Origin of the sequence: Pseudomonas sp. GM49 (assembly GCF_000282355.1) — a bacterium.
In the GTDB taxonomy this organism is placed as follows: Bacteria; Pseudomonadota; Gammaproteobacteria; order Pseudomonadales; family Pseudomonadaceae; genus Aquipseudomonas.
Window position 1 is genome coordinate 1 of sequence record NZ_AKJL01000062.1, and the last position, 10,767, is coordinate 10,767.

The window sequence follows — 10,767 nt, forward strand, 5'->3', positions numbered from 1 at the left end:
CAGGCGCTGGCGGTGCGTCCCGAGCAACTGCCGAGCCTGCACAAACCTGGTGAAACCCTCGGCTACATCAGCGCCGAGGCCAGCCGCCACACCGGCATTCCCGAGGGGCTGCCGCTGATCGCCGCGGGTGCCGACAAGGCCTGCGAAGTCGTCGGTTCCGGCGTCGTCGACGCAGGCACTGTGTGCCTTTCCTACGGCACCACGGCGACGATCACCAGCACCCGGTCGCGCTACCTGGAAATCGTCCCGTTGATTCCGCCTTACCCGTCTGCGGTGCCGGATCAATACAACTGCGAGGTGATGATTTATCGCGGCTACTGGATGGTCAGCTGGTTCAAGAACGAGTTCGGCCTGCGGGAAATGCAGCAGGCCAAAGCCCAGGGCGTGGAGCCTGAGCAACTCTTCGATGCGCTGGTCGACGCGGTGCCGCCGGGCTCCATGGGGTTGATGCTGCAACCCTACTGGTCGCCCGGTATCCGTGAGCCGGGGGTGGAAGCCAAGGGCGCGATGATCGGCTTCGGTGACGTGCATACCCGTGCGCACATTTACCGGGCGATCCTCGAAGGTCTGGCGTATGCCTTGCGTCAGGGCATGGAGAAGATCGAGAAGCGTTCCAGGGTCTCCATCACGCGTTTGCGCGTCGCCGGTGGTGGCTCCCAGAGTGATGCCGCGATGCAACTCACTGCGAATATTTTCGGCCTGCCGGCCGAGCGTCCGCATGTCTACGAAGCGTCCGGCCTGGGCGCGGCCATTTGCTGCGCGGTTGGGCTGGGGCTGCACGCGGACTTTCCCACGGCGATGGCCGCCATGACTCGGGTCGGTGCGGTATTCATGCCGCAACCCGAGGCGCAGCAGATCTATGAGCGACTGTACAAAGAGGTCTACCTGCGCATGTATCGACAGCTCAAGCCGTTGTACCAAAGCATCCGCAAAATCACCGGTTACCCCGCTTAGGAAAACACCCGAGAACCCTGTGGGAGCGAGCTTGCTCGCGATGACGGCAGTACATTCGATATCAATGGTGACTGACCCACCGCCATCGCGAGCAAGCTCGCTCCCACAATGACCTTCGGTGTTTTTTTACACCGTGCATGTGGCGCTATCGGAGAACTTTTCTGGTGAGATTGGACAGTGTCAGGGGCAGGACCGGTTGTTAGGCTCAACCCTCACTGCACATCCAATAAGAACCAAAAGCAATGAAGCTGACATTTCTCCTGCTGCTGCTTTGTGGAACGGTCCCGACGGCGTGGGGCTGGTCCAACCATACGGTGGGCAGCTACCTGGCGTTGCAGGGCCTGCCGGCCTTGCGCGCAGTCCAGCAGGTCGAAGTCGAGCCATTGGAGCAGTTTCTTGCGCAGCAATACGAAGCAGTGAGCGCTCTGCTGGACGAACAGGAACGCTTCGCCCGCGAGCACTTCGCCCAATACCCGCCACGCCCCGATAATCTGCGGCTGCCCGTCGTGCCCGGGGACAATTTGCGGCACGACTTCCTCACCGCGATGCGGATCAATCCACAGATTCATCTGGCCATGGTGATCCAGCCGTTGCCGGGCAAGGACCAGCCTGAACGTGAACACCTCAACGCCGGGCAGGTCATGGTTGAGCAGACCCGCTCACCGTGGAATCGTCAGCGCTTCATCCGCGTGAAGGACGGCGAAAAAGTAGCACCGCTGGCCGTGTTGGCCAGCGCCGCCGATGAGCCTGATTATGGCCACGACATCAACCTGTTCAGCGACAACCCGGGCGAGGTGGGCGCGTTGTACGGTTTCGGCCCACAGCCTTTCGGCGACGCGCGGTTTCAGTACAGCTCCCAGGCGCCGTTCCATATGGGGTTTTTCCATGAAAGCCCGGTGGTGTATGCCGCTGCCGGATTTCTTCAGCGCAGTTGGCCGGACTGGCGCGCCTATCAGTACATGGGGTTGGCGCGACTGGCGTTTGCCACTGGCCATCCTTATTGGGGCTATCGATTTCTCGGTTGGGGCCTGCACCACGTTCAGGACCTGACCCAGCCTTATCACGCCAAGCCGCTGCCCGGTGTCGACCTGGCGAGCCTGCTGTTGCTGGAAGGCAAGGCCTTGGCCGGCTTCGATGCCGACAAACAGGCGGCCATCGAACGGGTCGCCACCCGGCACATGGAAGTGGAGAAATATCAGTCGACCTGGCTTCGTCGCCTGCTGCGCGCAGGCCAGGTACACCCGATGCTCGACGCTTATGCCGATTTTGCCCAGGACGCCCGTTATCCGCCGTACTCGGTGGACTACCTGCGCGAAGTGGTGAGTGCAGAGTCCGTCGACGAATCCGCAGCGTTCGATGAAGCCATCGGCCAATGGCTGGACACAGCACCGATCACCAGCGATTTCAGCAGCGGTAATCAGCTGCAGCGCGAAGACTTCGACCATCCGGCACTTAACCAACAGCTGTTCAAACTGCTGGGACATTTCGGCGCACACAGCCGGATTTATGCCAGTGCGGGATTGGCGCCATAGCCATTGCGGCAACTTTGTCCGCTTACACAGAAACAATAAAAACAACAAAACCAGGGAAAGAGGAACAGATCATGAGGACTCGATTTCGGCTGTCTGGCGCGGCGCTTCCCGGCGTCGGCCTGGCAGGGCTGCTGCAACTGTGCGCGGTCGACGGCGCGCAGGCCGAAGAGTTCAGTGTGCTGGACAAACAGATCACCGGTTCATTCGACAGTACCTTGTCTTATGGCCGCTTGTGGCGGGTCCAGGGCCGGGACAAGAACAACGACGACATCAACACCAACGACGGCAATCGCAACTTCGACACCGGTCTGGTTTCCGAGGTGTACAAGATCACCTCCGAGCTCGAGGCCAACTATCAGAACTACGGGATGTTCGTGCGCGGCACCGCGTTCTATGACACCCAACTGATGGACAAGCGCAACGATTACTACCGCAACAACAACCCGTCGCAACCCAGTCAGAATTTCCCCCAGGACGACCATTTCACCAGCCAGACCCGCGATATCGCCGGCAGCCGGGTGGAGATGCTCGACGCCTACCTCTATGGCAACTGGGACGTGGCGCAGATGCCGGTCACCGCACGTATCGGGCGCCAGGTGTTCAACTGGGGCGAGGGGATTTTCTACCGTGGCGGGATCAACACCACCAACCCGGTGGATGCGGCCAAGTACCGTTTGCCCGGGGCCGAGGTCAAGGAAGTGCTGGTCCCGGTGGAGGCGCTCAGCTTCAACATCGGCCTGACCGACACCCTGACCATGGAAAGCTTTTACCAGACCAACTGGAAGGAAACCCGCATCGACCCGGTCGGCACTTTCTACTCGCAGACGGACCTGTTCGCCGACGGCGGCAACACCGCCTACAACAACTTCAGCGGTACCGCTCTGGACACCCCGGTGCCAGGCTTTGGCAACGTGATCGATCTGTACAGTGCGCTGGGCAACAACCCGCTGCTCAACCAGGCTCTGAGCACCACCGGCCTGTACGCCAACGGGGTAACCCCGACCTTTGGCAACACCGTCAAGGTGGCCACGGTCGGCAAGGATTTCAACGCGCGCAACGACGGCCAGTTCGGTTTCGCTTTTCGCTACATCGCAGAAGAACTCAACAGCACCGAGTTCGGGTTGTACATGGTCAACTACCACGCCAAGGAACCGACCATTTCCGCCGATCTGGGAGGGTACAAGGGCATCGACATGAATGCCCTGACCAACCTGTTGGCCGGTGTCGCCGGCAGTCAGGCGGGGCAACTGGCCAACGGCCTGGCGACCGTGGATGTGCTGGGCAATATTCAGGCGCATCGGCGCTACGCCGAAGACATCCGCATGTACGGCTTCAGTTTCAACACCACCCTGGGCCAGGCGTCGGTGTTCGGTGAAGTGGCTTATCGGCCGAACCTGCCCATCGGGGTCGCCGCCACCAACGACCTGATCGGCGACCTGGCCAACGGCGCTGCCGCAGCGGCAGCCGGCCAGACCATCAACATCGGCGGGCAGCAGGTCACGCTCGACAGCCAGATCAATAACGCTGAGCGGGTGGAAGCGTTCAACACGTCCATGGGCACCATTTACAACTTTGGCCCGAGCCTGTCATTCGACTCGATGTTCGGCGTGTTCGAACTGGCGTCCGAGCACCTGCGCGGCAGCAGCCTGCAATACACCGCTTTTGACGGCAGTACCCGTTACTTCGCGGGCACAGGTAACTTTTCATATGTGTCCGGTGGCGAGCGCAGCGACCAGGTCAACCGCAACTCCTACAGCTACACCGCGATGCTAAACGGCACCTGGAACGACGTGTATGCCGGGGTCAACGTCTCGCCTTATGTCGTCTACAAGGATGACTTCGAGGGCAACAGCTATCAGGCGGGCAACATCATCGAGGGCCGCAAGGCCTACACCCTGGGGATCAAGGCCAACTACCAGAACAAACTGGAGGCCGAGCTGCAATACACCGAGTTCTATGGCGGTGGGCAGGACAACGGCCTGCGTGACCGCGATAACGTCGGCTTCAACCTCAAGTACTTCCTTTGATTGCTACACGGGAGCGGGCTTGTTCGCGAAGAGGGCGGCACATCCAACACATATGTCGCCTGACACACCGCTTTCGCGAGCAAGCCCGCTCCCACAGGTTTTTGTATTTCGGAGAACGATCATGATTCACACTTCACGACTGACCAAGACCACGCTGGCGCTGTTCCTGAGCCTGGCCGCCGGCAGCGCGCTGGCCGCGGTCACGCCCCAGCAAGCCGAGCAATTGAAAAGCACGCTGACGCCGCTGGGGGCCGAGCGTGCCGGCAACGCGGCCGGGACCATTCCGGCATGGAGCGGCGGTATCACCCAGGCGCCGGCGGGCTACAAGCCTGGCCAGCATCACCTGGACCCGTATGCGACGGACAAGCCGCTTTTCACCATCACCAAGGCCAACCTTGAACAGTACAAGGCCCACCTCAGCCCGGGTCAGATCGCACTGTTCAACAGCTACCCCGACACCTTCCAGATGCCGGTCTATCCCTCTCGCCGCTCTGGCTCGGCGCCGCAGTGGCTGTACGACAACACCTTGAAAAATGCGATCTCGGCCAAGCTGCTCGATGGCGGGACCGGTTTTGCCGATGCCTATGGCGGTGTGCCGTTCCCGGTGCCCAAGGATGGGGTCGAGGTGCTGTGGAACCACATCACCCGTTATCGCGGCATCTATGTGGTCCGTCGTGCCTCCGAAGCGCCGGTACAACGCAACGGCAGTTTCGCGCTTGTGACCTCGCAGCAGGAGGGGCTCTTCAACTATTACCGTCCGGGCGGGCAGTTTGCCGACCTGAAAAACATCCTGTTTTACTACTTGGCGTTCGTGAAGAGCCCGGCCCGGCTGGCTGGCGGTGCGGCGTTGGTTCACGAGACCCTGGACCAGCTCAAGGACTCGCGTCAGGCCTGGGTCTACGACGCGGGCCAACGCCGTGTGCGCCGGGCGCCGAACCTCGCGTATGACACCCCGATCGCCTCATCCGACGGCCTGCGTACGGCGGACGATACTGACCTGTTCAACGGCTCGCCAGACCGCTACGACTGGAAGCTCAAGGGCAAGCAAGAGGTCTACATTCCCTATAACAATTACAAAGTCGGTAGCCCTGAGGTGAAGTACGCGCAGTTGCTCACACCAGGCCACCTCAACCCGCAATACACCCGTTATGAGCTGCATCGGGTCTGGGTGGTCGAAGGCACGCTCAAGCCGGGCGCGCGGCATATCTATTCCAGGCGCGTGCTGTTTCTGGACGAGGACAGTTGGGGCGCCGCATTGGTGGATCAATACGACGGGCGAGGGGAGTTGTGGCGGGTGTCGATGGCCTACCTGAAAAACTTCTACGACCTGCCCACCACCTGGAGTGCGCTGGACGTATTCCATGACTTGCAGGCGCGTCGTTACTACGTGCAGAACCTGGACAACGAAGAGCCGGCCACAGTGGACTTCGCCCAACCGGTACCGGAAGACGCGTACTTCATGCCGTCGGCATTGCGCCAGCGTGGGACGCGGTAATATTGGCCATTCGGAAGATTGCCGGGTTTTGGTTTGCCAGGATGTGCTAGCCTGCAATCAATGATTTCATTGATTGCAGGAGGCATCATGGCCAGCATCACAATTAGAAACCTTGATGAGAAGCTCAAGGAGCAACTGCGCATCACAGCGGCTCATAACGGACATTCCATGGAAGAGGAGGCTCGCCTGATTCTGGGCAGGGCCTTGGCGACGGTTGATCGCGCCGGTGGACTTGGAAGCAGGATCCGCAATCGTTTCAGCACTCTGGGCGGAGTCGAGCTTGATCTGCCAGAGCGTTCAGAGAAAGCAACGGCGGTGGATTTTTCTGAATGATAGTGCTCGATACCAACGTTCTTTCAGAGTTTATGCGAGCCGAGCCTGAAACCCGGGTGGTTGCCTGGGTTGATGCGCAGCCGGCGATGGATCTGGCAGTCAGTGCGGTAACGGTGGCGGAAATACTCCACGGCATCGCACGCCTGCCTTCGGGCAAGCGCAAACAAAAATTTGAAGCCCATGCCATGGCAATGTTCGAAGAGGACTTTGCTGGCAGGATTTTGCCATTTGATGCGCATGCCGCTGTTGAGTACGCAGCGCTGACAGCGGGTGCTGAAGCAAACGGGCGTGCAGTTTCAATGGCAGATGCGCAAATTGCCGCCACTTGCCGAAGCCATGGGGCTGCCATAGCCACCCGCAATGTTCGAGATTTCGAGTTCAGCGGTGTTGAAGTGATAGATCCCTGGATGAGCTGAGCTCCCCTGTAGGAGCGAGCTCGCTCGCGAAGAACTTGCCAGCGTCGCGGTCATTCAGAATGCACGCGTTATCGTTGACCAGCATCGCGAGCAAGCTCGCTCCTACAGGACGAGCCTGAATTCATCACACGCGGAAGTGGCTCACCATCTGCTGCAATTGACCACCCAGCCGCGCCAGTTCAACGCTGGACTTGGCAGTCTCATCGCTCGCCGCAGCGGTCTGTTCGGACACGTCGCGCACGTTGATGATGCTGCGGCTGATCTCTTCGGCCACGGCGCTTTGCTGTTCGGCAGCGGCGGCGATTTGCTGGTTCATCGACTGGATGTTGGACACCGTGCGGGTGATGTTCTCCAGTGACTCGCCGGCCTTGCGGGTCAGGGCCACGCTGCTGTCGGTGAGGACGCGGCTGTTGTTCATCACCGCCGACACTTGCTGCGTGCCGTTCTGCAGACCGGCCACCAGGCCTTCGATTTCCTCGGTGGATTTCTGCGTGCGCTGGGCCAGGCCGCGAACCTCGTCGGCCACCACGGCAAAACCACGACCGGCTTCACCGGCACGAGCTGCTTCGATGGCGGCATTGAGCGCCAGCAGGTTGGTCTGTTCGGCAACGGCCTTGATCACGTCCATGACGCTGCCGATCTTGTCGCTTTCCTGTTGCAGCACGCTCATGGCTTCGGTGGAACGCACCACCTCGCTGGCCAGACGCTCGATCTGGGCGATGGCTTCGTTGACCACCTTGTCACCTTCACGGGCTTCGCCGTCCGCCGCGGCAGCGGCTCGCGAGGCTTCTTCAGCGTTGCGCGCGACTTCCTGCACGGTGGCGGTCATCTCGTGCATGGCGGTCGCGACCTGATCGGTCTCGACTTTCTGACTGTTGACCCCGGCGCTGGTCTGCTCGGTCACGGCCGACAGCTCTTCGGCGGCACTGGCGATCTGGGTCACGCCGTCGCGGATGCCGCTGATCAAGTCGCGCAGGGTCACGCCCATGCGCGCGATGCCTTGCTGCAACACGCCGAGTTCGTCGCGGCGGGTAACCAGGACGTTTTGGGACAGGTCACCACTGGCGATGCGATCGACCACCGCCAGGGTTTCACGCAATGGGCGGGTGATCTGGCGAGTGATGACCACGGCGGCAATGATGCCCACCAGCAACGCCAGCAACGTACTGATCATTTGCAGTGTGCGTGCCCGGGCGCTTTCGGCGTCACGGCGGTCGAGCTGGATCTGGTACATCTGATCGCTCTGGGACACGATGGCGGCGCCCTGGTCGGTCATTTCCTTGCGCGCTTGCACCGCGTCGTTGCTGGCGGCCTTGTAGGCCTGCAAGGCGCTGCGGTAGTTGCCCAGTGCGGTTTCCAGCTGACGCAGGGCGTCTTGCCGGGAATCGGCGAAATGCGTGTTCAGCGGTTTCAGGCTGGCGATGGCGGCGTCCAGTTGGCCGACCGCTTTTTGCTCGGTCTCGGCATTGGTGTTGGCGGTATAGCCGCGCACTTCGTAGCGGGCCAGCAGGAACGCTTCCTTGGTCGCGGTGATGGCCTGGAACTGTTCGAAGCGCTGGTCACTCAACGGCATTTGCTGCACGCGGGCGTTGATGTCATTGATCAACGTGTTGGCGGTTTCGGCGCTGGTGCTCATGGCATCACGGGCGCTGTTGCCGGCGCGATAGGCGTTGCGCATCTTGCCGAGGGATGTCTTGTAGGCATCGATGACGGCGCCCTGTTCTCTGAGCAACTTGAGGTTTTCCGGGCTCTTGAACTTCGCCAGCAGGGCTTGCTGCTGGGCCGAGAAGGCGTCGAGGGTGGTCTGTACGGACTGCGCGGCGGTTTCGTCGCCGTTGGTCAGCATGTACTGCAGGCGAACCACGCGCAGCTTGGTCAGGCCGCCATTGAGCTGGGTGATGTCGCTCATCCAGTTACTGCGGTCGATCAACCCGCCCAGGCTGGTCCAGCCGGTCAGGGCGAGGACGCAGGTCAGTGCCAGGACCAGGCCAAATCCCAGGCCCAGTTTCAGGTTCACGCTGATGTTGCCGAACCAGCTATTCATCAAATTCCTCCAGGAACGTAGTGCTTCTTTTTTGTCGGTTGGCTGGAAGATTGTTTTTTTTGGGGGCCGCCAAGCTGCGTAAGCAGGATGTATCGGCCGCAATCCCGGGAGCTGAAAGGATTTTGCCGAGCGGATTCTGTAACAAGATTTTTACAGCGCTTTTAAGCTTTTTTTCACATGCGTTTCACCAGTCACCGACGCAGGTTTCGCTAACCTTGCGGGATCTAATGGGGTGGTGTGTGCCGGCGAGGCGGCTTGATGTGGAATTAAGACTGAGTCTTTTCGGGATAAAACGCTCGATCGATCTGAACCGCTTTGCCCGCTATCGCAACGCTGCGGTGGTGTTGGCCTCGGCGTTGCTGGTTATCCCGCTGACCGTGTTTTTGCTGCGTCCCGCCACCGCGCCGGACCTGGCTCACGGCAATGTGGCCGGTGCACAGGCTCTGATAACGGGATGGGCCAAGGGCGACGTGATCGTACTGGTGCGCCACGTCGAGCGCTGCGACCACTCCTCTGCGCCTTGCCTGGTTGGTAACGATGGCATTACCGAGCGCTCTCGCCGTGTTGCCGAGAGCCTTGGGGCACAGTTCAAACACCTGGGCCTGGACAAGGCCGATATCTACAACAGCCCGATCCTGCGCACGGCGCAGACCGCCAACTTCATGTTCAACAAGGTTGGCACGGGCGAAGACTGGCTGATCATTTGCAAGGGCACCATGTTGCGCGACACGCTTGCGCATAAAGTGGCCGGGCGCAACCTGGTTCTGGTGACCCACAGCGAGTGCATGGAGCAACTGGAAACAGACCTCAAGTTACCGCCTTCGACCCTGGGTTATGGCGCTTCACTGTTTATTTCCGCCGAAACCCCGCAAACTCCGCGCATGCTTGGTTTCATCGAGGCTTCTGACTGGAGCTCGGTGAGCACTCATTGAGTTTTTCCCTCTTCTTTTTGAATCAGGATTCACAATGCTGACCGCTTCTCGCTACCGCTTTTACTGGGTGAATTTCGGTATTCCGCTGGCCTGCGCGGTCGTGGTGTTCCTGATGTTCGACATGACCAGTATCGACATCGCGTTCAACAACTATTTTTTTGATCCGGTGACGCAGACGTACCCGCTGGACCATGTTCATCTGTTCGAAAAAATCACCCATAAATGGGCGCGGATCATCCCGAACTGGACGGGCGAGATTGCGATTATCGGTGCCTTGTTGTCATTTCTCTGGCCGCGCCTGAAGGCCGAAAAGCATTCGAAAATCATCGCCTTCCTGGAAAAAATCAAAGTCGCACCAGTGCTGCGCTTTGCCACCCGGCACCGTCGCGATTTTCTCTACGTGGTGTTCGCGTTCTCCATCAGCACCGGGGTAATTCACTACCTCAAGGGCCACACCAGCGTGTATTGCCCGATCGAGACGACCCTGTACGGTGGCAAAATGGAGCACGTCGAGTGGTATGAAAATTTCGACCTGCTGAAAGTTGCCGGTCCGGGGCGTTGCTGGCCGGGCGGGCACGCGTCGGGCGGGTTCACCATGCTGGCGTTGTACTTCGTGGCACGTCGCTACCGCTGGCGCTATTCGAAAGCGATCATGTACGGCTCGCTGACCCTCGGTTTCATCTATGGCACCACGCGGGTACTGCAAGGCTGGCACTACATGTCCCACACCTTATGGGCCGGGATCTTTGTGTGGCTGGCATGTTTGCTGACGGCGCTGGCGTTTTACGGGCGGGCACGGCTGGAACAGCCCGTGTTGAAGACATCAGAAAAACCGGTGTTGGCGTCTGAGCTTCGGTCTGTAAACTGATCCGGCGCTAGAACCGAAAACCCGCAACCCGAAAGGGCTGCGGGTTTTTTACTGCCCGGAATACGGTCTGATTGGCGCTTTACCTGGCGTAACTGAACGCAGGATTTGCGCATGGTACCGATCAACTGTGGGAGCGAGCTTGCTCGCGATAGCGGTGGGTCAGTCA

At 60.1% G+C, this 10,767-nt stretch carries 9 protein-coding genes and 1 pseudogene; 8 read left to right on the plus strand and 2 right to left on the minus strand.

The features are described from left to right. From PMI29_RS23515 to PMI29_RS23490, 6 genes are all read left to right on the plus strand, one after another. Nucleotides 1–954, plus strand: a 954-nt coding sequence (locus PMI29_RS23515; protein ID WP_007995166.1) for an FGGY-family carbohydrate kinase, incomplete at its 5' end; no start/stop codon positions are given. A gap of 242 nt (nucleotides 955–1,196) precedes the next feature. Continuing rightward, nucleotides 1,197–2,486, plus strand: coding sequence for a hypothetical protein (locus PMI29_RS23510; RefSeq protein WP_007995168.1), 1,290 nt, complete (start codon nucleotides 1,197–1,199; stop codon nucleotides 2,484–2,486). A 71-nt stretch (nucleotides 2,487–2,557) separates the two neighbouring features. Continuing rightward, nucleotides 2,558–4,513: a DUF1302 domain-containing protein gene (locus PMI29_RS23505; protein WP_007995170.1), complete on the plus strand. Its 1,956-nt coding sequence runs from the start codon at nucleotides 2,558–2,560 to the stop codon at nucleotides 4,511–4,513. A 121-nt stretch (nucleotides 4,514–4,634) separates the two neighbouring features. Beyond that, entirely contained in the window at nucleotides 4,635–6,008 is a 1,374-nt protein-coding gene (locus PMI29_RS23500; protein WP_007995171.1) for a DUF1329 domain-containing protein, read from the plus strand. A gap of 87 nt (nucleotides 6,009–6,095) precedes the next feature. Further along, nucleotides 6,096–6,341, plus strand: coding sequence for a FitA-like ribbon-helix-helix domain-containing protein (locus tag PMI29_RS23495; protein WP_007973186.1), 246 nt, complete (start codon nucleotides 6,096–6,098; stop codon nucleotides 6,339–6,341). Beyond that, on the plus strand, nucleotides 6,338–6,757 hold the full coding sequence (locus tag PMI29_RS23490) for a type II toxin-antitoxin system VapC family toxin (RefSeq protein WP_007995172.1): 420 nt from the start codon (nucleotides 6,338–6,340) through the stop codon (nucleotides 6,755–6,757). The genes PMI29_RS23495 and PMI29_RS23490 overlap by 4 nt, the downstream gene beginning before the upstream one ends. A gap of 124 nt (nucleotides 6,758–6,881) precedes the next feature. Here PMI29_RS23490 and PMI29_RS33000 read toward each other — a convergent pair whose 3' ends face one another. Beyond that, nucleotides 6,882–7,745 (minus strand): methyl-accepting chemotaxis protein, encoded by an 864-nt coding sequence (locus PMI29_RS33000; RefSeq protein WP_442098392.1) that lies wholly within the window; start codon nucleotides 7,743–7,745, stop codon nucleotides 6,882–6,884. After that, nucleotides 7,740–8,801 (minus strand): annotated as a pseudogene (locus PMI29_RS33005) (methyl-accepting chemotaxis protein); the annotation flags it as partial. The gene PMI29_RS33000 and the pseudogene PMI29_RS33005, both read right to left, overlap by 6 nt. Nucleotides 8,802–9,061: 260 nt before the next feature. Between PMI29_RS33005 and PMI29_RS23480 the strand changes: the two are divergent. Together PMI29_RS23480 and PMI29_RS23475 are read left to right on the plus strand one after the other, a co-directional pair. Then, a complete protein-coding gene (locus PMI29_RS23480) occupies nucleotides 9,062–9,733 on the plus strand; it encodes a histidine phosphatase family protein (protein ID WP_007995175.1) in 672 nt (223 codons plus the stop codon). Nucleotides 9,734–9,767: 34 nt separating this feature from the next. Beyond that, nucleotides 9,768–10,601, plus strand: a complete 834-nt coding sequence (locus PMI29_RS23475; RefSeq protein ID WP_007995177.1) for a phosphatase PAP2 family protein — start codon at nucleotides 9,768–9,770, stop codon at nucleotides 10,599–10,601. Nucleotides 10,602–10,767: the final 166 nt, after the last annotated feature.